21 protein-coding genes are annotated in these 22204 nt (G+C 66.7%); all 21 read left to right on the top strand.

Annotated elements, in window-relative coordinates:
- Positions 1-209 precede the first annotated feature (209 nt).
- The 21 genes from clpB to ACIGJB_RS09510 all read left to right on the top strand — a co-directional run bounded on the left by clpB (position 210) and on the right by ACIGJB_RS09510 (position 21815).
- The gene (clpB, locus tag ACIGJB_RS09610; RefSeq protein ID WP_483729642.1) at positions 210-2798 is read left to right on the top strand and encodes an ATP-dependent chaperone ClpB; all 2589 of its coding nucleotides are present in this window, start codon (positions 210-212) and stop codon (positions 2796-2798) included.
- A gap of 419 nt (positions 2799-3217) precedes the next feature.
- Positions 3218-4222: a sulfate ABC transporter substrate-binding protein gene (locus ACIGJB_RS09605; protein WP_483729641.1), complete on the top strand. Its 1005-nt coding sequence runs from the start codon at positions 3218-3220 to the stop codon at positions 4220-4222.
- A gap of 56 nt (positions 4223-4278) precedes the next feature.
- On the top strand, positions 4279-4893 hold the full coding sequence (gene ssuE, locus ACIGJB_RS09600; RefSeq protein WP_483729640.1) for an NADPH-dependent FMN reductase: 615 nt from the start codon (positions 4279-4281) through the stop codon (positions 4891-4893).
- Positions 4894-5089: 196 nt separating this feature from the next.
- Positions 5090-6148: a sulfonate ABC transporter substrate-binding protein gene (locus tag ACIGJB_RS09595; protein WP_483729639.1), complete on the top strand. Its 1059-nt coding sequence runs from the start codon at positions 5090-5092 to the stop codon at positions 6146-6148.
- Positions 6149-6181: 33 nt separating this feature from the next.
- Complete coding sequence (gene ssuD / locus ACIGJB_RS09590; RefSeq protein ID WP_483729638.1) at positions 6182-7345, top strand: FMNH2-dependent alkanesulfonate monooxygenase; 1164 nt, start codon at positions 6182-6184, stop codon at positions 7343-7345.
- A gap of 10 nt (positions 7346-7355) precedes the next feature.
- Positions 7356-8156, top strand: coding sequence for an aliphatic sulfonate ABC transporter permease SsuC (gene ssuC, locus ACIGJB_RS09585; protein ID WP_483729637.1), 801 nt, complete (start codon positions 7356-7358; stop codon positions 8154-8156).
- 17 nt (positions 8157-8173) lie between these two features.
- Complete coding sequence (locus ACIGJB_RS09580; RefSeq protein WP_483729636.1) at positions 8174-9073, top strand: ATP-binding cassette domain-containing protein; 900 nt, start codon at positions 8174-8176, stop codon at positions 9071-9073.
- A 66-nt stretch (positions 9074-9139) separates the two neighbouring features.
- A complete protein-coding gene (locus ACIGJB_RS09575; RefSeq protein ID WP_011298135.1) occupies positions 9140-9355 on the top strand; it encodes a TOBE domain-containing protein in 216 nt (71 codons plus the stop codon).
- A gap of 85 nt (positions 9356-9440) precedes the next feature.
- Positions 9441-10283, top strand: a complete 843-nt coding sequence (locus ACIGJB_RS09570) for an EAL domain-containing protein (RefSeq protein WP_483729635.1) — start codon at positions 9441-9443, stop codon at positions 10281-10283.
- On the top strand, positions 10280-10939 hold the full coding sequence (locus tag ACIGJB_RS09565; protein ID WP_483729634.1) for an RBBP9/YdeN family alpha/beta hydrolase: 660 nt from the start codon (positions 10280-10282) through the stop codon (positions 10937-10939). Before ACIGJB_RS09570 ends, ACIGJB_RS09565 begins: the two co-directional genes overlap by 4 nt.
- Positions 10940-11077: 138 nt before the next feature.
- Positions 11078-12034: a sulfate ABC transporter permease subunit CysT gene (cysT, locus tag ACIGJB_RS09560; RefSeq protein WP_483729633.1), complete on the top strand. Its 957-nt coding sequence runs from the start codon at positions 11078-11080 to the stop codon at positions 12032-12034.
- 1 nt (position 12035) lies between these two features.
- Entirely contained in the window at positions 12036-12959 is a 924-nt protein-coding gene (gene cysW / locus ACIGJB_RS09555) for a sulfate ABC transporter permease subunit CysW (RefSeq protein ID WP_483729632.1), read from the top strand.
- A complete protein-coding gene (locus tag ACIGJB_RS09550) occupies positions 12956-14092 on the top strand; it encodes a sulfate/molybdate ABC transporter ATP-binding protein (RefSeq protein ID WP_483729631.1) in 1137 nt (378 codons plus the stop codon). Before cysW ends, ACIGJB_RS09550 begins: the two co-directional genes overlap by 4 nt.
- Positions 14089-15036: a CysB family HTH-type transcriptional regulator gene (locus ACIGJB_RS09545; protein ID WP_483729630.1), complete on the top strand. Its 948-nt coding sequence runs from the start codon at positions 14089-14091 to the stop codon at positions 15034-15036. Before ACIGJB_RS09550 ends, ACIGJB_RS09545 begins: the two co-directional genes overlap by 4 nt.
- Before the next feature lie 253 nt (positions 15037-15289).
- Positions 15290-15472: a LiaI-LiaF-like domain-containing protein gene (locus ACIGJB_RS09540; protein WP_483729629.1), complete on the top strand. Its 183-nt coding sequence runs from the start codon at positions 15290-15292 to the stop codon at positions 15470-15472.
- Between the two features lie 87 nt (positions 15473-15559).
- The gene (locus ACIGJB_RS09535; RefSeq protein ID WP_483729628.1) at positions 15560-16726 is read left to right on the top strand and encodes a sensor histidine kinase; all 1167 of its coding nucleotides are present in this window, start codon (positions 15560-15562) and stop codon (positions 16724-16726) included.
- Positions 16727-16801: 75 nt separating this feature from the next.
- Entirely contained in the window at positions 16802-17626 is an 825-nt protein-coding gene (locus ACIGJB_RS09530; RefSeq protein WP_483729627.1) for a LytR/AlgR family response regulator transcription factor, read from the top strand.
- 156 nt (positions 17627-17782) lie between these two features.
- On the top strand, positions 17783-19051 hold the full coding sequence (locus tag ACIGJB_RS09525) for an MFS transporter (RefSeq protein ID WP_483729626.1): 1269 nt from the start codon (positions 17783-17785) through the stop codon (positions 19049-19051).
- Positions 19052-19124: 73 nt separating this feature from the next.
- Positions 19125-20858, top strand: a complete 1734-nt coding sequence (locus ACIGJB_RS09520) for a thiamine pyrophosphate-binding protein (RefSeq protein WP_483729625.1) — start codon at positions 19125-19127, stop codon at positions 20856-20858.
- A 41-nt stretch (positions 20859-20899) separates the two neighbouring features.
- Positions 20900-21397, top strand: coding sequence for a ribonuclease E activity regulator RraA (rraA, locus tag ACIGJB_RS09515; RefSeq protein WP_483729624.1), 498 nt, complete (start codon positions 20900-20902; stop codon positions 21395-21397).
- Between the two features lies 1 nt (position 21398).
- Positions 21399-21815, top strand: coding sequence for a gamma-glutamylcyclotransferase family protein (locus tag ACIGJB_RS09510; RefSeq protein WP_483729623.1), 417 nt, complete (start codon positions 21399-21401; stop codon positions 21813-21815).
- Positions 21816-22204 lie beyond the last annotated feature (389 nt).

Here is a 22204-nt window from a genome sequence, read left to right as displayed (position 1 = left end):
CGAGCCGCGCCCCCGGTGGCGTATCCGTCGCCTGGGCCACTGGACTGCCTGCTCGCACCGTAGACCGACTTCGACACTTTTTATCGTGCCAGAATCGCGTCGGCGTGGTCTTGAAATGTCAAGCCGAAGCCTTATCTTTCGGTAAGACATCCAGTGTCCGGCCGGGCGAACTCCCTAGCATCAGGACACTCACCGAGAGAGGGAATCCTATGCGTCTTGACAAACTGACTACCCGGTTCCAGGAAGCGCTTGCCGATGCGCAAAGCCTGGCACTGGCCAATGACAACCAATACATCGAACCGCAGCACCTGCTGCGCGCGCTGATCGCGCAGAACGACGGCGCCGCCAAGGCGCTGCTGCAGCGTGCCGGCGTGAACGTGAACGGGCTGCAGACTGCGCTGGACACGGCCATCAAGCGCCTGCCGCAAGTGCAGGGCACGAGCGAGGTCCAGGTGGGTCGCGACCTCGTCAACCTGCTCAACGCGGCCGAGAAGGAAGCCATCAAGCGCGGCGACCAGTTCATCGCCAGCGAATTGTTCCTGCTCGCCGTGTCGGAAGACAAGGGCGACGCGGGCCGCCTTGCGCGCGAGAACGGGCTGAACCGCAAGCCGCTGGAAGCTGCCATCCAGGCCGTGCGTGGCGGAGATGCCGTCAACAGCGCGGACGCTGAAACGCAGCGCGAGGCCCTCAAGAAGTACACCATCGACCTCACCGAGCGCGCCCGCATGGGCAAGCTCGACCCGGTTATCGGCCGTGACGACGAAATCCGCCGCGCGATCCAGATCCTGCAGCGCCGCACCAAGAACAATCCGGTGCTGATCGGCGAGCCGGGCGTGGGCAAGACCGCGATCGTCGAAGGCCTGGCGCAGCGCATCGTCAACGGCGAAGTCCCCGAGAGCCTGAAGAACAAGCGCGTGCTGGTGCTCGACATGGCCGGCCTGCTGGCGGGCGCAAAGTACCGCGGCGAGTTCGAGGAACGCCTGAAGGCCGTGCTCAGCGATGTCGCCAAGGATGAAGGCCAGACCATCGTCTTCATCGACGAAATCCACACCATGGTCGGCGCGGGCAAGGCCGAAGGCGCGATCGACGCGGGCAATATGCTCAAGCCGGCGCTGGCGCGGGGCGAGCTGCACTGCATCGGCGCGACCACGCTGGACGAATACCGCAAGTACATCGAGAAGGACGCCGCGCTCGAGCGCCGCTTCCAGAAGGTGCTGGTGGACGAGCCGTCGGTGGAAGCCACCATCGCCATCCTGCGCGGGCTGCAGGAAAAATATGAGCTGCACCACGGCGTGGAGATTACCGACCCGGCTATCGTCGCCGCGGCGGAGCTGTCGCATCGCTATATCACCGACCGCTTCCTGCCCGACAAGGCGATCGACCTGATCGACGAGGCGGCCGCGCGCATCAAGATGGAAATCGACTCGAAGCCCGAGGCGATGGACAAGCTCGAGCGCCGCACCATCCAGCTCAAGATCGAGCGCGAAGCGGTCAAGAAAGAGACCGACGAAGCCTCGCTCAAGCGCCTGGACCTGATCGAGCAGGAGATCACGCGCCTGGAGAAAGAGTACGCCGACCTCGACGAAATCTGGAAGGCCGAGAAGGGCGCCGCGCAGGGCACGGCCGCGCTGAAGGAGGAGATCGAGAAGGTCAAGCTCGAGATCGCCAAGCTGCAGCGCGAAGGCAAGCTCGACAAGGTGGCCGAGCTGCAGTACGGCAAGCTGCCCGGCCTGGAAGGCAAGCTCAAGGCCGCGACCGACGCCGAGGCGAGCGAGCAGAAGCAGCCTAACAAGCTGCTGCGCACGCAGGTCGGCGCGGAGGAAATCGCCGAAGTGGTGAGCCGCGCCACCGGTATTCCGGTGTCGAAGATGATGCAGGGCGAGCGCGAGAAGCTGCTCAAGATGGAAGACCGCCTGCACAACCGCGTGGTGGGCCAGGACGAAGCCGTGCGGCTGGTCTCCGATGCCATCCGCCGGTCGCGCGCGGGCCTGGCGGACGAGAACAAGCCCTATGGCTCGTTCCTGTTCCTGGGACCGACCGGTGTCGGCAAGACCGAACTGTGCAAGGCCCTGGCCGAGTTCCTGTTCGATTCGGAAGAGCACCTGATCCGCATCGACATGAGCGAGTTCATGGAGAAGCACAGCGTGAGCCGCCTGATCGGCGCGCCGCCGGGATATGTCGGCTACGAGGAAGGCGGTTACCTGACCGAGGCCGTGCGCCGCAAGCCGTACAGCGTGGTGCTGCTCGATGAAGTCGAGAAGGCCCATCCGGACGTCTTCAACGTGCTGCTGCAGGTGCTGGACGACGGCCGCCTGACCGACGGCCAGGGCCGCACGGTGGACTTCAAGAACACGGTGATCGTGATGACGTCCAACCTCGGTTCGCAGATCATCCAGTCGATGGTGGGCGAGCCGCAGGAGGCGGTGAAGGGCGCGGTCTGGCAGGAAGTGCGCACGCATTTCCGGCCGGAGTTCCTGAACCGGATCGACGAGGTCGTGGTGTTCCACGCGCTCGACCAGAAGAATATCGAGTCGATCGCGCGCATCCAGCTGCAACGCCTGCAGGCCCGCCTGGCCCGCATGGACATGACGCTGGAGGTCAGCGAGGTCGCGCTGGAGAAGATTGCCAGCGCGGGGTACGACCCGGTGTTCGGGGCGCGTCCGCTCAAGCGGGCGATCCAGCAGCAGATCGAGAACCCGGTGGCGCGCGCCATCCTGGAAGGCAAGTTCGCCGCCAAGGATGTGGTGCCGGTGGACTACGAGGACGGCGAGTTCACGTTTGGCCGCGCGCTGGATTAAGTGGCCATCCAGTCAGAAGGCGCCCTTCGGGGCGCTTTTTCACAACTATTCGCCCACTTGACCTTGGTCAAGCCGGACTCGACGCAGCCTCGCTAAGATTCTTTCTGTCATGGAGATGCGGGGGCGCTCTTCATGACTTGTCTACCCGTTTCCAAATGGAAACTTAGCCCGCACCGCCAACACGGTGCGGGCGTTTTCTTTTGGGCGTCCGGTTTTCGGCTCGGGCCGCCATGCCGTGCACCGGCATGTGCATATTTCCGCCCGATCTTATGCGGAAAACACGCAAGGTTCGACGAAAGCATTCGTTCCGTTCAGATAGACCGCTCGGTAGTCTTGCTCCTGACAGAAGCCCAGCCGCCAAGGCGGGCAGCCAATGAGGCGCTCCAGCGCCATTCACGACACCTGACGGGAGCAACAAGATGATTCGCAAGCTGGCCATCGGCCTGGCCGCAGTGGCCGCCCTCGGCGCCGCGCAGACGGCGACGGCAACCACACTGCTCAATGTTTCCTACGATCCGACGCGCGAGCTGTATGTGGATGTGAACGCCGCATTCGCCAAGGCCTGGAAGGCGCAGGGCGGCGACGCCGTGACGGTGCGCCAGTCGCATGGCGGCTCGGGCAAGCAGGCCCGTTCGGTGATCGACGGGCTGGATGCCGACGTGGTCACGCTGGCACTCGGCTACGACATCGACGCCATTGCCGAGAAGGGCCTGCTCAAGTCCGACTGGCAAAAGCGCCTGCCGCACAACGCTTCGCCCTACACGTCGACCATCGTGTTCCTGGTGCGCAAGGGCAACCCCAAGGGCATCAAGGACTGGAACGACCTGGTCAAGCCGGGCGTGCAGGTCATCACGCCGAACCCGAAGACGTCGGGCGGTGCGCGCTGGAACTACCTTGCGGCATGGGGCTATGCGCTGCGCCAGCCGGGCGGCAATGACGCCAAGGCACGCGAATTTGTCGGCGAGCTGCTCAAGCACGTGCCGGTACTCGATTCGGGCGCGCGCGGCGCCACCACCACGTTCGTGGAGCGCGGCCTGGGCGACGTGCTGATCGCCTGGGAGAACGAAGCGATCCTGGCCATCAAGGAACTGGGTCCGGACAAGTTCGACATCGTCGCGCCGTCGGTGTCCATCCTGGCCGAGCCGCCGGTTGCCGTGGTCGACAAGGTGGTCGACAAGAAGGGCACCCGCAAGGCGGCCGAGGCCTACCTGCAGTTCCTGTACACCGACGAAGGCCAGGAGATCGCGGCCAAGAACTACTACCGGCCGATCTCCGCCAAGATCGCCGCCAAGTACGCGGCGAACTTCCCGAAGGTCAAGCTGTTCACGATCGACGAAGTGTTCGGCGGCTGGCAGAAGGCGCAGAAGACCCACTTTGCCGATGGCGGATCGTTCGACCAGATCTACCTGCCCGGCAAGAAGTAATCCACGAGACGGACGGGCCGCCGGCACCGTCCCGCCAACCGAAGAAGGAAGCCCCGATGTCCATCCTCACCCTGTCCGGCAGTCCCTCGGCGCAATCGCGCTCCGCTCACCTACTGGCCCACCTGCGCGGCGAACTGGAAGCGGCCGGCGAACGCACCAGCCACATTGACCTGCGCGGACTGCCCGCCGGCCCTCTGCTGGCAGCCCGCGCCGACGATCCCGCCATCGCCGCCGCCGCGCGCGCTGTCGCCGAGGCGCAAGTGGTGGTGCTGGCCACGCCGGTCTACAAGGCCGCGTACAGCGGCCTGCTGAAAGCCTTCCTCGATTTATTGCCGCAGACCGGCCTGCGCGACAAGGTCGTGCTGCCGATCGCCACCGGCGGCAGCCTGGCGCATGCGCTGGCGATCGACTATGCCTTGCGTCCGGTGCTGTCGGCACTCGGTTCGCGCCATATCCTGCACGGCATCTTTGCCGTGGACCAGCAGATCGAGATCGACGGAAGCGAGCCCGCGCGCTTCGACGCCGCGCTGGCGCTGCGCCTGGAAGAGGGCGTGCTGCGCGTGCGCGAGGCACTGGCCCGTGCGCGCATCGACGTCCCGCTTGCATTCGTGCCGGTCCCGCCGGCCCGGCGCGCCGCGCATGCCGCGGTGGCGCAGCGATGTCCTGCCTGAGCTGATCCGTAGTCCCTCCGGCCACTAGCGCCTCAGCGCTGGCCGGCCTCACCGGCAATCCCATTGTCATGCCGCCTGCGCACCAGGCCGGCAGGGCGGGTTGTTGCCCGGGTTGCTGCACACATCGGCCGACGTCCCGGCCAAGACCATCCACGCAGACAAATTGCCGGACGCGTGCCGGCTCAGGAAGGAATCCATGACATCGTCCACCTTGTCGCCGGTTGCCGGCGAATCCGCAACCACTTCGCGCCACCCGCTGATCGCGGGCCAGCGTCGCCGCCGCGCCCTGATCGCTGCACTCGTGATCGCCACCGGCGCGGCCTATGGCCTGTTGCCGGGCCGCGCCGAGGCCCAGTCGAAAACCGTCGATGCCAAGGTGCTGCGCATCGGCTACCAGAAGTACGGCACGCTGACGCTGCTGAAGGCGCGCGGCACGCTCGAGAAGCGCCTTGCGCCGCAGGGCATCACCGTCAAATGGACCGAGTTCCCCGCCGGCCCGCAACTGCTGGAAGGCCTCAACGTCGGCGCGATCGATTTCGGCACCGTCGGCGAGGCGCCGCCGATCTTCGCGCAGGCGGCCGGTGCGCAGCTCGCGTACATCGGCAACGAGCCGCCGGCGCCGACCGCCGAAGCCATCGTCGTGCCCAAAGGCTCCGCCATCAAGAGCGTCGCGGACCTGCGCGGCAAGCGCGTGGCGCTGAACAAGGGGTCGAACGTCCATTACCTGCTCGTGCGCCAGCTTGAGAAGGCTGGCATTCCTTACAACGAGATCCAGCCGGTCTATTTGCCGCCGGCTGACGCGCGCGCTGCTTTCGAACGCGGCGCTGTCGACGCCTGGGTGATCTGGGACCCGTTCCTGGCGGCCGCCGAAAAGCAGCTCGGCGCGCGCGTGCTGGCCGATGGCCGCGGCGCGGATGGCAAGAACGTGGTCAGCAACCATCAGTTCTATCTGGCGTCGCGCCCCTATGCGGAGGCAAAGCCGGAGATCGTAAGGCTCTTGCTCGATGAACTGGCATCGCTGGGTGCGTGGGCCGAGAAGAACCCGAAGGACGCGTCAGCAGTTCTGATCAGGGAGGTCGGCCTGGAGCCTCCCGTGCTGGAACTGGCCGTATCGCGCTTCTCGTATGGCGCGCGGCCGGTGAACGCCGAGGTGCTCGCCGAGCAGCAACGCATCGCCGACGTCTTTCATTCGCTCAAGCTGATCCCGAAGCCGATCAAGGTCTCCGACGCAAGCTGGCAGCAGGCGCAGCGCTGAGAGGCGCGGCCACAACGATAACGAGGTTCCGACATGCAAGTTTTCTGGTTTATCCCGACCCACGGTGACAGCCGCTATCTCGGCACGTCCGAAGGGGCGCGCGAGGTCGGCATCGATTACCTGAAGCAGGTAGCCGTCGCCGCCGACACGCTCGGCTATGAAGGCGTGCTGATCCCCACTGGCCGCTCTTGCGAAGATCCGTGGGTGGTGGCTTCTGCGCTGGCTGCCGTGACACAGCGGCTGCGTTTTCTCGTGGCCGTGCGCCCGGGACTGATGACGCCGACGCTGGCCGCGCGCATGGCCGCCACGTTCGATCGGATTTCGAATGGCCGTCTGCTGGTCAACCTGGTGACGGGCGGTGATGTCGCCGAGCTGGAGGGCGACGGCTTGTTCCTCGATCACGCCGCGCGCTATGAGGCCTCGGCCGAATTCATCCGCATCTGGCGCGACGTGCTGGCAGCAAGCCACGACAGCGGCGAGATCAGCTTTGAAGGAAGTCATCTCAAAGTGAAGGGCGCGCGCGTGCTGTACCCGCCGTTGCAACGGCCGCATCCGCCGGTGTACTTCGGCGGCTCGTCTGCCGCGGCACATGAACTCGCGGGCGAGCAGATCGATACCTACCTGACCTGGGGCGAGCCGCCGCCAGAGGTCGCGCAAAAACTTGCCGACGTGCGCAGGCACGCGGCACGCCACGGCCGCACGGTGAAGTTCGGCATCCGGCTGCATGTGATCGTGCGAGAGACCGAAGCCGCCGCCTGGGCCGCGGCGGACGATCTGATTAGCCGCCTCGACGACGACACCGTGGCGCGCGCGCAGGCCGTGTTCGCGAAGATGGATTCGGAAGGCCAGCGCCGCATGGCCGCCTTGCATGCCGGCGGCAGCAAGCGCACGCGCGAGGCGCTGGAAATCAGTCCGAATTTGTGGGCTGGCGTAGGGCTGGTGCGTGGTGGCGCGGGCACCGCGCTTGTTGGTGATCCGCAGCAGGTGGCTGAGCGCATCCGCGAATACGCGGAACTGGGCATCGACACCTTCGTGCTCTCCGGCTATCCGCATCTTGAAGAGGCTTACCGTTTCGCGGAACTCGTGTTCCCGCTGCTGCCGCGCTCCGTGCGCAGCAAGTTGCCGGGGCAGGTGCTGTCGGGACCGTTCGGTGAAGTCATGGCGACCGGCATCGTGCCACGCGCTTCGCAAAGCTGAGGAGATCGCCATGTCTGCTTCCCTGACCGCATCGCGCCGCGAATGGCGCAACGTGGCGCGCACGCTGGCGCCGTGGGTAGTGCCTGCGCTCCTGATCGTCGCCTGGCAGGCCGCCTCGCAGTACGGCTGGCTGTCCACACGCGTGCTGCCCGCGCCGTTGGCCGTGGTGAAGGCTGCGTGGGAGCTGGCCCGTTCCGGCGAACTGTGGACCCATGTCTGGGTCAGCACGTGGCGCGCCGCTGTGGGCCTTGCCGTGGGCGGTGGCCTGGGTTTGCTGCTCGGACTGCTGACCGGCACGTTCCGCAGCGCCGCCACGCTGCTCGACAGCACGCTGCAGATGATCCGCAACATCCCGACGCTGGCGCTGATCCCGCTGGTGATCCTCTGGTTCGGCATCGACGAGACCGCCAAGCTGTTCCTGGTTGCGCTGGGGGTGTTCTTCCCGGTGTACCTGAACACGTTCCACGGCATCCGCTCCGTCGATCCGGGGCTGGTCGAAATGGCGCGCAGCTACGGGCTGTCGGGCTGGTCGCTCTATCGCGAGGTGATCCTGCCCGGCGCGCTGCCCAGCATCCTGGTTGGCGTGCGTTTCTCGCTGGGGCTGATGTGGGTGATCCTGATCGTGGCCGAGACCATCTCGGCGCAGTCGGGCATCGGCTACATGACCATGAATGCGCGCGAGTTCCTGCAGACCGATGTGGTGCTGGTCGGCATCCTGCTCTATGCGCTGCTCGGCAAGCTGGCCGATGTGATGTCGCGCGGGCTGGAGCGCTTCTGGCTGCGCTGGCACCCCGGTTATCAAGCCGCCTGAAGCAGAGGAGAACTGACATGCAAAGCAATCCGGTAGAACAGGCGGCGCTCGCGTATGCCGATGCCAACCTGAAGGAAGTGCGCCGGGCGCGCCAGTCTGATGCCCCCGCCGGCGGTGTGGCGCTGCACGTGCAGCAGGTGATCAAGCGTTATGACGGCCGCGAGGTGCTGCACCGTATCGAACTCAGCGCGGCACCGGGCGAGTTCGTCGCCATCGTCGGGCGCAGCGGCTGCGGCAAGAGCACCTTGCTGCGGCTCGTGGCAGGGCTGGAAGCTACGGACGAAGGCGCCATCACGCTCGATGCGCAAGCGGCGCGCACGCGGCAGCAGGACATCCGCGTGATGTTCCAGGACTCGCGCCTGCTGCCATGGAAGCGCGTGCTGGAAAACGTCGCGCTGGGCCTGCCGCGCGAGCGTCGCGAAGAGGCGGCGGCGGTGCTGGCGCAGGTCGGACTGGCGGATCGCGCGGATGCATGGCCGGCACGGCTGTCCGGCGGGCAGCGCCAGCGTGTCGCCCTGGCGCGGGCGCTCGTGCATCACCCGCGCCTGCTGCTGCTCGACGAACCGCTCGGCGCACTGGATGCGCTCACGCGCATAGAGATGCAGGGACTGATCGAATCGCTGTGGGGCCGGCTCGGTTTCACCGCGCTGCTGGTGACGCACGATGTGTCCGAGGCCGTGGCGCTGGCGGACCGCATCGTGCTGATCGAGGACGGCCACATTGCAATGGATGAACCCGTCGCCCTTGCCAGGCCGCGGCAGCATGGTTCGGCAGCGTTCGCGCAATTGGAAGAGCGTGTGCTGCGGCGGGTCATGCAGCACACCCCGTTCGCCGGCTCGGCAGCGCAGGTGGAGAAGGAACCCACTGCGGACTGGTCGCTGGTACGCACGGTGGAGTCGGTGCGCTTCGCGGTGTAACGCATCCGAAACCCGCACATCGTCATTACACAATCTTCATACGCCTTCACGAAAGGAGCTTCTATCATGAGCATTCAGGCCATCAACGTACGCAACCAGTTTCGCGGCAAGGTCGCCGCCATCATCGAAGGCCCGGTGGTTTCCGAAGTGGATGTGGAAACGCCGGCCGGCATCGTTACCTCGGTCATCACCACGCGCTCGATTCGCGACCTCGGCCTGACGCTGGGCAGTGAAGTCGTTGCGCTGGTCAAGGCGACCGAGGTATCCATTGCCAAGCTGTAAGTTGCCGCGGGCCATGTGCGCATGGCCCGCAGCGTGAACATCAAACGGAGTACCGGCGCCGGGAGGCGCGAAAGGAAACAGAAGCATGGCCATCGCAGGCGCGAATGCACCCGAAGCCAGGTTGAGCGCCCTCGAGCGCTACCTTGACACGCTGCCGCGGCAGCCGCTGGCCGACCGCCAGCTGTGGCGCGATGCGCGCGGCCAGGTGCAGGGCCAGTTCTTTAACTGTTCGCTGACCAGCGCGTTTGAGCCGCTGGTGACGCTGGCCGACCGCGAGGTCGTGGCACACGAAGGCGCGGTCCATACCTATGCGGAGGATGGCATGGGCCTGGCCGCGTGGAAGCTGTTTGCCATGGCGGCCGATGACACGACGCTGGTGTCGCTGGACCGTCTGTCGCGCCTGCTGCATGCGATCAATTACTTTGCGGCCGAAGGTTCGCACAAGCTCGTGCTCAATGTGCACAACCGCTTGCTGGCCGCGGTGGCGGACGACCACGGCGCCGCGTTCCGGCGCGCGCTGCAGTCGCTCGGGTTGCCGCTGGAGCGCTTCGTGATCCAGGTGCCGGCCAGCGCCAATGATGACCTGCCGCTGCTGCTGCATGTGGTGGGCAACTATCGGCGCAACGGCTTTGCCGTGAGCCTGCAGGCCTCCGACCCGGCCGAGGCCGGGGCGTTGATGGCGCACGCCGTGCCGGACTGGCTCAAGCTCGACATGCGTCGCACCTGGACCGATCGCCAGCTCGCCGGACTGCGCGCGAGCGCGGCCAGTTCAGGCGTGACGCTGATCGGCCGGCGGCTGCAAGACGCGCTGAGCGTGGAGCGCCTGCAAGCGGCCGGCATCGGACTGGGGCAGGGGGCATTTGCCGGTGGCCTGGTAACGCCCGCAAACTTGCGTGACGCGCGGACTTTGAGCGAGGAGGTGGCATGACGGATCGCAGCAAGCCGGTTCCCCGGCTGGACATCCCCCGGCATCTGCAGGTGCTGACCGTGCCGGGCCTGCATGGCAGCGGCCCCGGCCACTGGCAGAGCCGCTGGGAGCAGCGCTTTCCCGACTGGCAGCGCGTGGAACAGCATGACTGGTCGCGTCCGAGCCTGCCGCTGTGGGCCGAACGCGTGTCGGAGGGCGTGATGCGCGCACAGCGCGTGGCGGCACGCGGCGCCGTGCTGGTCGCGCACAGCTTCGGCTGCCTGGCTACGCTGCGGCAGGCGGCTCTGGATCCGGTCGGCATTGCCGGCGCATTGCTGGTGGCGCCGGCCGATCCGGACAAGTTCGCTGTGGCCCACCTGCTGCCGACTTACCGGCTACCGTTCCCGACCATTCTGGTCGCGAGCCGCAATGACCCATGGATGCCGCAGCGGACCGCCTTCAGCTGGGGCACGCTGTGGGGCAGTGAACTGGTCGACGCGGGCAGCGTGGGTCACATCAATGCGGATTCCGGTCTCGGCGAGTGGGGCGAAGGACTGAGCCTGCTCGGAACTTTGGTCCAGCGCATTGCATTCGAGGGTAGCGCCGAAGCCACTGGAGACCAGGCTGGGCCGTGGGAAGCGGGCGTAGAAGTGGCTTCCACGGTCCCTTATATCTAATTCGTCTAAGAAAATTCGTAAAGATTCGTTCTGTTTATAAGGACGCGTCTGCAGAATTTGTCTCGTAGGCCGGCGCCTTATGCGCCGGTTTCATAAGTGAGGCCCGCCTTGCGCGGGCCCCACCACAGACGAGACGACATGCCACCCTCCATTTCCCTGGCGGACACGCCGCCCCCGGCTGCGCCGGAATCGCGCGCCACCCGCAGTGCGCCGGGACGCAACGGCCGCCAGCGCTTCACGGTGCTGCCGGGCTTTGGCCTGTCGCTGGGCTTCACGATCTTCTACCTGACGCTGATCGTCCTGATCCCGCTGTCGGCCGTGTTCCTGAAAACGTTCACGATGACATGGGATGGCTTCTGGACCACGGTGACGGCGCCGCGCGTGGTGGCGTCCTACCAGCTGAGCTTTGGCGCGTCGCTGATCGCGGCGATCATCAATACGGTCTTCGGGCTGGCAGTGGCGTGGGTGCTGGTGCGCTACCGCTTTCCCGGCAAGCGCCTGATCGATGCGCTGGTGGACCTGCCGTTCGCACTGCCTACCGCGGTGGCAGGTATCGCGCTGACGGCGCTGTTCGCGGGCAATGGCTGGATCGGCCGCTATCTGGAGCCGCTCGGCATCAAGGTCGCCTTCAGCCCACTGGGCGTGGTGGTCGCGCTGACGTTCATCGGGCTGCCGTTCGTCGTGCGCACGGTGCAGCCGGTGCTGGAAGACGTCGAGCAGGAACTGGAAGAGGCTGCGGCCAGCCTCGGCGCCACGCGGCTGCAGACCTTCGGGCGCGTGATCCTGCCCGCCATCCTGCCGGCGCTGTTGACGGGCTTTGCGTTGTCGTTCGCGCGGGCCACCGGCGAGTACGGCTCGGTGGTGTTCATCTCCGGCAACATGCCGATGGTCTCGGAAATCGCGCCGCTGATGATCTATTCGAAGCTCGAGCAATACGACTATGCGGGCGCCACCGCGGTGGCCGTGGTGATGCTGGTGATTTCCTTCGCGCTGCTGCTGCTGATCAACCTTCTGCAGGCCTGGACCCGCCGCCACCAGTCTGGCGCGCGCGATGGCCTGGCACTCGAAGCGCCCGCCACGGGCAGGGAACACTGACATGGCCGGCGCAGTTTCGGGCCGCCTCGGGCGGCAGGGCACGGCCCACCATAAATTTGACGCCACCGGCGAAGCGCCGTGGGTGCGCTACACGCTGGTCACCGTGGCGGTGTTGTTCCTCACGCTGTTCCTGTTCGTGCCGCTCGCTTCGGTCTTCTACGAGGCGCTGCGCAAGGGCGTGCAGACCTACTGGGAAGCGCTGGTCGAGCCGGACGCGTGGTCCGCGATCCAGCTCACGCTGACGGTGGCCGCCATCGCGGTGCCGCTGAACCTGGTGTTCGGCGTGGCGGCGGCGTGGGCCATCGCCAAGTTCGAGTTTCCCGGCAAGAACCTGCTGATCACGCTGATCGACCTGCCGTTCTCGGTGTCGCCGGTGATCTCGGGCCTGGTCTATGTGCTGCTGTTCGGCGCGCAAGGCTGGTTCGGCCCGTGGCTGGAGACGCATGACATCAAGATCATGTTCGCGGTGCCGGGCATCGTGCTGGCCACCATTTTCGTGACCTTCCCGTTCGTGGCGCGCGAGCTGATTCCGCTGATGCAGGTGCAGGGCAGCGAAGAGGAAGAGGCGGCCATCGTGCTGGGCGCATCGGGCTGGCAGACGTTCCGGCATATCACGCTGCCCAATATCCGCTGGGGCCTGCTGTACGGCGTGATCCTGTGCAATGCGCGGGCGATGGGCGAGTTCGGCGCGGTGTCGGTGGTGTCGGGCCATATCCGCGGGTTGACCAACACCATGCCGCTGCATGTCGAGATCCTCTACAACGAGTACAACTTCGCGGCGGCATTCGCGGTGGCATCGCTGCTGACGCTGCTGGCCCTGGTCACGCTGGGCATCAAGACGCTGGTGGAATTGCGCGCCCGCAAGGAAAACGAAGACGCTGCCGTGGAAGCCCCGCTGGCCGCACCGCAAGGACAGGCATCATGAGCATTCAGGTCAAGAACGTAGAGAAGCGCTTTGGCGATTTTGTCGCGCTGGACAATGTCTCGCTGGACTTCGAAGAGGGCGAGCTGACCGCGCTGCTCGGACCGTCCGGCTGCGGCAAGACCACGCTGCTGCGCATCATCGCGGGCCTGGAGCGTGCCGACGCGGGCCAGATCGTGCTGTCCGGACGCGATGCTTCACAGCAGCACGTGCGCCAGCGCCAGGTCGGTTTCGTGTTCCAGCACTATGCCTTGTTCAAGCATATGAGCGTGTTCGAGAACGTGGCCTTCGGTCTGCGCGTGAAACCGCGCGCCGAACGCCCGAGCGAAGCGCAGATCCGCGAGAAGGTGAAGTCGCTGCTGGCGCTGGTGCAGCTCGACTGGCTGGCGGATCGCTATCCCGCGCAGTTGTCCGGTGGGCAGCGCCAGCGTATTGCACTGGCCCGCGCGCTGGCAGTGGAGCCGCGCGTGCTCCTGCTCGACGAACCGTTCGGCGCGCTCGACGCAAAGGTGCGCAAGGAGCTGCGCCGCTGGCTGCGGCGCCTGCATGACGAACTGCACGTGACCAGCGTGTTCGTCACGCACGACCAGGAAGAAGCGCTGGAAGTGGCCGACCAGGTCGTGCTGATGAACCGTGGCCACGTCGAACAGTTCGGCTCGCCGGAGGCGGTCTACAACCATCCGGCCACGCCGTTCGTGTTCGGCTTCCTCGGCAACGTCAACCTGTTCCACGGACGCCTGGAAGTGGGCGAGAGCGGCGGCCTGCTGCACACCGGCGAAGCGGTGCTGCCGGTGGTCGGCAGCGGCCACGAGACCGCCGGCGATGCGGTGGCCTATGTGCGCCCGCACGACCTGGATCTCGAACGCTACGCACCGGGCACTGACGGCATCGCCGTCACGCTGCGCCGCGCGCTGACGCTGGGCCCGGTGGCCCAGCTTGAACTCGAGCGCGAGGATAACCAGGACGTGATCGAGGTGGCCCTGCCGCTGGAGCGCTTCCGCCACGCGGGCTTCCGCGAAGGCGAGCTGCTTGCGGTACGGCCGCGGCAGCTGCGCGTCTTCAACCAGCCGACACCACAACAATCGAACGCACGCGCCAACGGCGCGGCGACAAGCCGACAAGGGGCAGGGCGATGAACTTCCAGCAACTCCGATCCATCCGCGAGGCGGTGCGCCGCCAGTTCAACCTGACCGAGGTCGCCAACGCGCTCTACACCTCGCAGCCGGGGGTATCGCGCCAGATCCGCGAACTGGAAGAAGAACTCGGCGTGGAGATTTTCGAGCGCTACGGCAAGCGCCTGACCGGGCTGACCGAGCCGGGCCGCGAGATCGTGCGCATTGTCGAGCGACTGCTGCTCGAAGCCGAAAACCTGCGCCAGGCCGGCGATGAATTTGCCGGCCGCCATACCGGCCGCCTGACGGTGGCCACGACCCACACGCAGGCGCGCTACGCCTTGCCCCGGGTGGTGCAGTCGTTCCGCCGCACCTATCCGCACGTCACGCTGGCGCTGCAGGAAGCGTCGCCGACGCATATCGTCGAACTGCTGCTGACCGGACAGGCCGACATCGGCATTGCGACCGAGGCGCTGGCCGCCGAGTCCGGACTGACCTCGTTCGACGCCTACACCTGGCAGCACGTGCTGGTGGTGTCGCCGGACCATCCGCTGACACGCCTGCCCGAGCCGACGCTGGAGGACGTGGCCGGCTTCCCGCTGATCACGTACGACGCAGGCTTTACCGGACGGCGCAAGATCGACGGCGCCTTTGCCGAGGCCGGCCTGCAGCCCGAGATCGTGCTGACCGCGCTGGACGCCGACGTGATCAAGACCTATGCGGAGCTGGAACTGGGCGTGGGCATCATCGCGTCGATGGCCTATGACGAGCGCAAGGACACCGGGCTGGTGCGGATTTCGGCGGACCACCTGTTCGCCTCCAATACCACCAGCGTGGCGTTGCGCCGGGGCGCCTACCTGCGCGGCTACGCGCACGCCTTCATCAATATGTTCGCGCCGCACCTGTCGCGCGACACCGTCAGCAGCGCACTGGGCGAAGCCGACACGCAGCAGGCGCTGGCAGGCTGAGACCCGCGCAGGCTGCACCAATCGCCACACGGGCCACGGCACTGGCCCGCTGCTGTGCAGGCTGCTGCGCACGCCGCAGTCCATCCGGCCACCGCGCGGTTCGCGCCGCGCGCCCGCCATTCGTCGCAAGACGCTTTCCTTCTGGCCCACAAGCGTCGTAAAGTGCCTGCACATGCCGGGGAAGCCATCTCTCCGGTCTATGCCGCAGCGCAACAGATATTGCGCGCGATGCCATCGACGAAGGAGAGAGACCATGAAAGCTGGCCGCAACGGCCGGGGCGTGTTCGTCCCGTTGATCCTGATCCTGGCTGGGGGCGTACTCCTGCTGCAACACCGCGGCATGCTGCCCGCGCAGTTCGCCCACGACTGGTGGCCCGTGCTGCTGGTGGTGGCGGGCGTGGTCCTGCTGGGCCGCCGTCTTGCGCTGCGGCGCTAAACGCGACGACTGCCCGGTGACCGCGATGCGCGGTGACCGCCGGCAACCGGACCCTCCCGCATTGCACCCGACACAGGCCGCGCTAACATGAATGCCATGGACCGCTGTCTTTCCACCGCCCATCCTTCGCGGCTGACGATGCTTGGACGCGACCTGCTGTTCGTGCTGTGCATGAACACGGTGATTGCCGTCAGCCTGAACTATGGCTTCCAGACCGGCGGCACGCTGTGGCACAACTTCGTCTATAGCCACCTGATCGGCTTGTCGATCTGGCTGCTGATCGATATCCCGCGCGTGCTGATCTGGTGGCATGAACGCCCGCGGCGCTGGCCATTCCTGATCCTGGCCGCTGCCGCCGTGCCCATGGGCGTGGTCCTGGGCAGCTGGGCCACGCGCGAGGTGCTGGACTTGCCGCCAAAGCTCTCCGCCGAAACCGGGGACATGCTGCGCATGTGCCTGGTGGTGGGCATGCTGGCGTCGGCGAGCATGATCTACTTCTACTGGTCGCGCGAAAAGCTCGCTTACCTTGAGCGCCAGGCCGCGCTGGACGCCCTGCAGCGCGAGGAGGCCGAGAAGCAGCTCGTGCGCGCCCAGCTGATGGCGCTGCAGGCGCAGATCGAGCCGCATTTCCTGTTCAATTCGCTGGCCAACCTCGACGGGCTGATCGCTACCGACCCGCGCACGGCGCGCAAGCTGCTGCAGCGGCTGATCGGGTTTCTGCGCACCTCGCTGCTGCATACGCGCGCGGAACAGTGCACGCTGCGCCAGGAGTTCGAGCTGCTGCGCAGCTACCTGGACATCCAGGGCATGCGCTTCGGCACGCGGCTGGGCTATGACATCGACCTGCCGCCCGCGCTGGACGGCGTGGAGATCCCGCCCATGCTGATCCAGCCGCTGGTGGAGAACGCGGTGACGCATGGCATCGAGCCCTGCATGCGCGGCGGCCATATCACGCTGTCGGCGCGCGCGGCCGGTGACGACGCGGTGCAAGTCATCATTGCCGATACCGGCGTCGGATTTGGCCATGGCTCGGGCAAGGGCTCGGGACTGGGCCTGACCCATGTGCGTGAACGGCTGGCGCGTATTTTCGGCGCGGCGGCGAGCATGCAGATGGAAGAAAACACGCCGCGCGGCGTGGTGGTGCGGCTGACGCTGCCGCTGACCCGGCACACCGAGTTGCCGGTGCCGCCGCCAGTGCCCGCCGCGGTGCCGGCCACGCCTGCCGGCGTAACGCCGGCCATGCCGCGCCCTTGACCATTTTGAGTCGGGCACCGTCCAATGCCCGCTCACCCTGCCTGCTGACGCTGGTCACGCCCCCTGATCTCCGCCATGACCCCAACCCTGCTGATTGCCGATGACGAACCCTTGCTGGCCCGCGTGCTGGAATCCGAGCTGGCGGTGCTGTGGCCCGAAGCCAGGATCGTAGGCGTGGTCCATGACGGTGTGTCGGCGCTCGATGCGGCGCGCCAGCACCAGCCCACTGTCGTGTTCCTCGACATCCGCATGCCCGGCATGAGCGGCATGGACGTGGCGCGCGAGCTGGTCGACTTCGACGTGCCGCCGCTGGTGGTATTCGTGACCGCCTACGACCAGTTCGCGCTGGAGGCCTTCGAGCGGGCCGCCGTCGACTACGTGCTCAAGCCCGTGCAGCACGAGCGGCTGGAGGCGACCGTCGCGCGCTTGAAGGCCCGCCTGGCGGCGGCCCTGGCGGATGCCGAGCCAAGCACGGCCCCGATCGACAACGGCCAGCTCGCGCAACTGCTCCATCGCCTCGAGGCGCTGGAACACCCGGCCATGGGCACGCGCGGCGCGCCGGAGCCGCAGGGCAACTACCTGCGCTTTATCCGCGCGCTGGTCGGGCAGGAGGTGCGCATCATCCCGGTCGACGAGGTGATCTACCTGGAAGCCACCGACAAGTATGTCAACGTGGTCTCCGCCGGCGGTGAAGCTCTGATCCGCACCAGCCTGCGCGAACTGACCCAGCAGCTCGATCCCGAGCGCTTCTGGCAGATCCACCGCGGCACGGTGGTCAATATCGCGTGCGTGGCCAGCGCGGTCACGCAGTCGCTGGGCCGCGTATCGCTGCGCTTGCGCGACCGGCCGGAATCGCTGCCCGTGGCCAGGCAGTACGCTTACCTGTTCAAGCAGATGTAGCGGCCGCGGACCTTGCGGCGCGCGCTGCGCCGGTATGCAGCCGGTTGCGGTTTTCCTCTATGATGCGAGCTTCGGTACGCGCTGTTGCCTGCCCTCGCGGACAGGCGTGCGGCGCGCCTGCCCGCCCAGCTGGCTCCATCCCGCGAATCCGCCGCCATGACTACCGCCGCCTTCGATCCCAGCCGCAATCCGCTTCGCCATGATGCCCAGGTGATCGGCCTGGTCGGGCTGGCGCATGGTGTCTCACACTTCTATCACCTGCTGCTGGCGCCGCTGTTCCCGTGGATAAAAGCGGAGTTCGGCCTGAGCTATGCCGAGCTTGGCCTGCTGATGACGGTCTTCTTCGCAGTGTCGGCAGTGGTGCAGACGGCTTCGGGTTTCGTGGTCGACCGCGTCGGGGCGCGCCCGGTCTTGTTTGCCGGGCTGGCGTTCCTGGGCTCGGCCGCCTTGCTGCTGTCGGCCAGTTCCGGCTATGCCGCGCTGCTGCTCGGCGCCGGCGTGGCGGGACTGGGCAACGGCGTATTCCATCCGGCAGATTTCACGCTGCTGAACAAGCATGTGTCGCAGCCCCGGCTGGGCCACGCGTTCTCGGTGCACGGCATCTCCGGCAACCTCGGCTGGGCGGCCGCGCCGGTGTTCCTCGTGACCATTGCCAACCTGGCCACGTGGCGCGTGGCGCTGGCTGCCGCGTCGATCGTAGCGTTCGGCGTGCTGGCGGTGCTCCTGGTCCTGCGCCACGTACTCGATCCGCGCGAGCTTGGCAGTGCGGTGGGCCGTCCCAAGTCCGCGCAGGCCGGCGCCGGCGGCAGCCTGCTTGGCTTCCTGAAGCTGCCGCAGGTGTGGGTGTGCTGGGCCTTCTTCCTGCTGACCACGTTCTCGGCGGCCGGCATCCAGAGCTTCGCACCGACCGCGCTCACGCAGCTCTACGGCATTCCGTTCACGCTGGCCACCGCGTCCTACACCATCTACATGCTGTGCAGCGCCGGCGGCATGCTGGTTGGCGGGTTTGCCGCCAGCCGCACCAGCAACCATGACCGCCTGATCGCGCTGAGCTTCACCGTGTCGGGGCTGATGGCCATACTCGTGGGCCTGAACGTCGCGCCGGGCCTGCTGGTGCCGGCGCTGCTCGGCGTGATCGGCTTCGGCGCGGGTACGGCCGGCCCTTCGCGGGACCTGCTTGTGCGTGCGGCGGCCCCTGCCGGCGCCACGGGCCGCGTATACGGCGTGGTCTATTCGGGCCTGGACATCGGCCTGGCCAGCGGGCCGCTGTTCTTCGGCGCGCTGATGGACGCGCACCTGCCCAACTGGGTGTTCTTCATGATCGGCGGCTTCCAGCTGCTGTCGATCTTCACCGCGGTGACAGTCGGCAACGGCAACCGCAACCGTACCCGCCGCGGCGCCGCGGCGCAGGCGCCGGCCGCCTAGGACGGGTTGCCGCCGCGTCGCATTCCCGCGCGCCGGCCACGCCGGCGCTCCCGAGTTTTTCCGAGGACCCTTCATGTCATCCAAGCCTGTTTCCGCCGGCACCGCGCAGCCTGAACCGATGTGCGGCGGCCATATCCTGGTCGACGCGCTGCTGGCGCACGGCGCCGAACTGGCCTTCGGCGTGCCCGGCGAGAGCTACCTGGCGGTGCTCGACGGCTTTCACCGCCGGCGCGACCAGATGCGCTTTGTCATCTGCCGCCAGGAAGGCGGCGCGGCGGTCATGGCCGAAGCCTACGGCAAGCTCACGGGCCGCCCGGGGCTGGCCTTCTGCACGCGCGGACCGGGCGCGACCAATGCCAGCATCGGCGTGCACACGGCCTTCCAGGATTCGACGCCGATGATCCTGTTCATCGGCCAGGTCGGCCAGGACTTCGCGGACCGCGAGGCCTTCCAGGAGATCGACTACCGCCGCATGTTCGGCCAGATGGCCAAGTGGGTCGCGCAGATCGATCGCGTCGAACGGATTCCCGAGTACATCGCGCGCGCCTACCAGACCGCCACCTCGGGGCGGCCGGGCCCGGTGGTGCTGGCCTTGCCCGAAGACATGCTGACGCAGGAGGCGGCCGTGCCGCAGCTGGCGGCCTACCAGCGCGTGCTGAGCTGGCCCGGCGATGACGACCTGCAGCGCCTGTCGGACAGGCTCGCGGCCGCGGAGCGCCCGTTCGTGCTGCTCGGCGGCAGCGGCTGGACGCCCGAGGCGTGCGCGCAGGTCCAGCAGTTCGCCGAGCGCTTTTCACTGCCGGTGGGCTGTGCGTTCCGCGGCCAGGACCTCTTCGACAACCGGCACCAGAACTATGCCGGCGATGTCGGCATCGGCATCAACCCGGCCCTGGCCGAACGCGTCCGCAATGCGGACCTCGTGCTTGCGATCGGTCCGCGCCTTGGCGAGATGACCACGGGCGGCTATGCGCTGATCCGCGCGCCGCGGCCGGCGCAGCAGCTGATCCATGTCCACGCCGGGGCGGAGGAACTGGGCAGCGTCTACCAGGCGGACCTGATGATCCACGCCTCGATGCCGGCGATCGCCGCGCGCCTCGCGGCGTTGCCGTCTCCGGCGGCGCCGCCGCGCTGGCAGGGCTGGACGCGCGACGCGCACGCCGACTACGAACGCTACCTGGCCCCTGCCGCCTATACGGGGCAGGGCGTCGACATGGCCGACGTGATCCGTACCCTCGACCGCCTGCTGCCTGCGGATGCCGTCGTGACCAATGGCGCGGGCAATTACGCCGGCTGGCTGCACCGCTATTTCCACTATCGTCCGTTCGCAGCGGGCGGCCGCGGCCAGCTTGCGCCGACCAGTGGCGCCATGGGCTACGGCGTGCCGGCTGCCGTGGGCGCAAAGATTGCGTTCCCGCAGCGCACGGTCGTGGCGCTGGCGGGCGATGGCTGTTTCCTGATGAACGGGCAGGAACTGGCCACCGCCATGCAATACAACGCGCCCGTAATCATCATCGTCGTCAACAACGGCATGTATGGGACCATCCGCATGCACCAGGAGCGTGAGTACCCGGCCCACGAATCGGGCACGGCGCTGCAGAACCCGGACTTTGCCGCGCTGGCCCGTTATGGCGCGCGCGGCGCGACGGTGACGACGACCGACGCGTTCGAACTCGCGCTGCGCGAAGCCCTGGCGGCACCGGTGTCCACGTTGATCGAGATCCAGGTGGATCCGGACGTGATCACGCCGCGCACCACGCTCAGCGCGATTCGTGCGCAGGCGCTGGCCAGCGGCAAGCCGAAGGCCTGACTGTCCGACGGTACCGATTTTTATTCTTGCAGGAGTTTTCGATGAAACATGCCACCACCGATCTGTGCGATGCCAACGAACCGCGCCTGGCCGACGGCACGCTGCGCGTCATGGCGCCGGGGTTCCGTGCGCTCGGCAAGCAACTGGCCTTTGCCGGCCAGGCCGCCACGCTGAAGGTCTTTGAGGACAACTCGCTCGTGCGCGAGGCGCTGGAATCGCCGGGGCAGGGCCGCGTGCTGGTGATCGATGGCGGCGGTTCGATGCGCTGCGCGCTGGTAGGGGGCAACCTCGGGCTGCTGGCCGAGAAGAACGGCTGGGTCGGCATCATCGTCAACGGCTGCGTGCGCGATACGGCCGAGCTGGAGGTCTGCGACATTGGCATCCGCGCGCTGGCCACGCATCCGCAGAAGAGCCAGAAGCGGGGCGCCGGCGAGCGTGACATCGCGGTGCAGATGCCGGGCGCCGTGGTCCGCCCGGGCAACTGGATCTACGTCGATGCGGACGGCGTGCTGGTGTCCGAAGAAAAGCTCGGCGCCTGACATGACCAAGGTCTTTGTCTATGGCACCCTGCGCGCCGGCGAGGTCAACGACCTGAACGCAGCGGCGCGCCAGCACGGCATTGCCGCGCCCACGCTGCTCGGCACGGCGACCATTGCAGGCCGTCTCTATGACTTCGGTACCTATCCAGGCCTGGTGCTCGATCCCCAGGCCGGCCTGGCGGTCGGTGATCTCTATGAGGTGCCCGACGCGCTCGTGCCGGTGCTCGACGAGATCGAGGAAATCTATCCCGGCCAGTCCTCGCTGTTCGTCAGCGCACAGCACGTCGTGCTGCACGACGGCCAGCCGGTGACCTGCCTGCTGTATCCCGTGGCCGATGCGGCAGTCTTGGGCCTGCCGCGTATTGAAGGCGGTGACTGGGTTGCTTACCGCAAGTCGCGCGATACCGCTGCGGCCTGATATACCTTCTCAGAGTCTGAAACGGCGCCCATCTGTGGCGCCGTTTTTTTGTGGCGATCGATCCGTTACTGCGGGGTCTGTTTCTCTGGAACTCATGAGGAAATCCCTTTTTCTGCTCAAATTTCACAATGTGGAAAGATGTTTTGGACCGCAAAATTACGTAGTTTGCAGGGCACAACGCCATTTCTCATGATGAAAAACCACGTTCCGCATTACGAAATAAGTTATGTAATTTATTGATTTAATTGAATAAAAAAGCAGTATGCAATCTGCATTCAAGGCTGTTGCACTGCGGGGTGCTTCTCTAAACTCTTATATAAGACACAGGATGCAAGGCGCCAAAAACGCTTCTCGGCCAGAAGAACGGAACAGGGCTCGACGTCACAGTT

This window comes from Cupriavidus sp. C2SS-8b (assembly GCF_057073745.1).
This window is presented reverse-complemented; position numbering and strand designations above follow the sequence as displayed.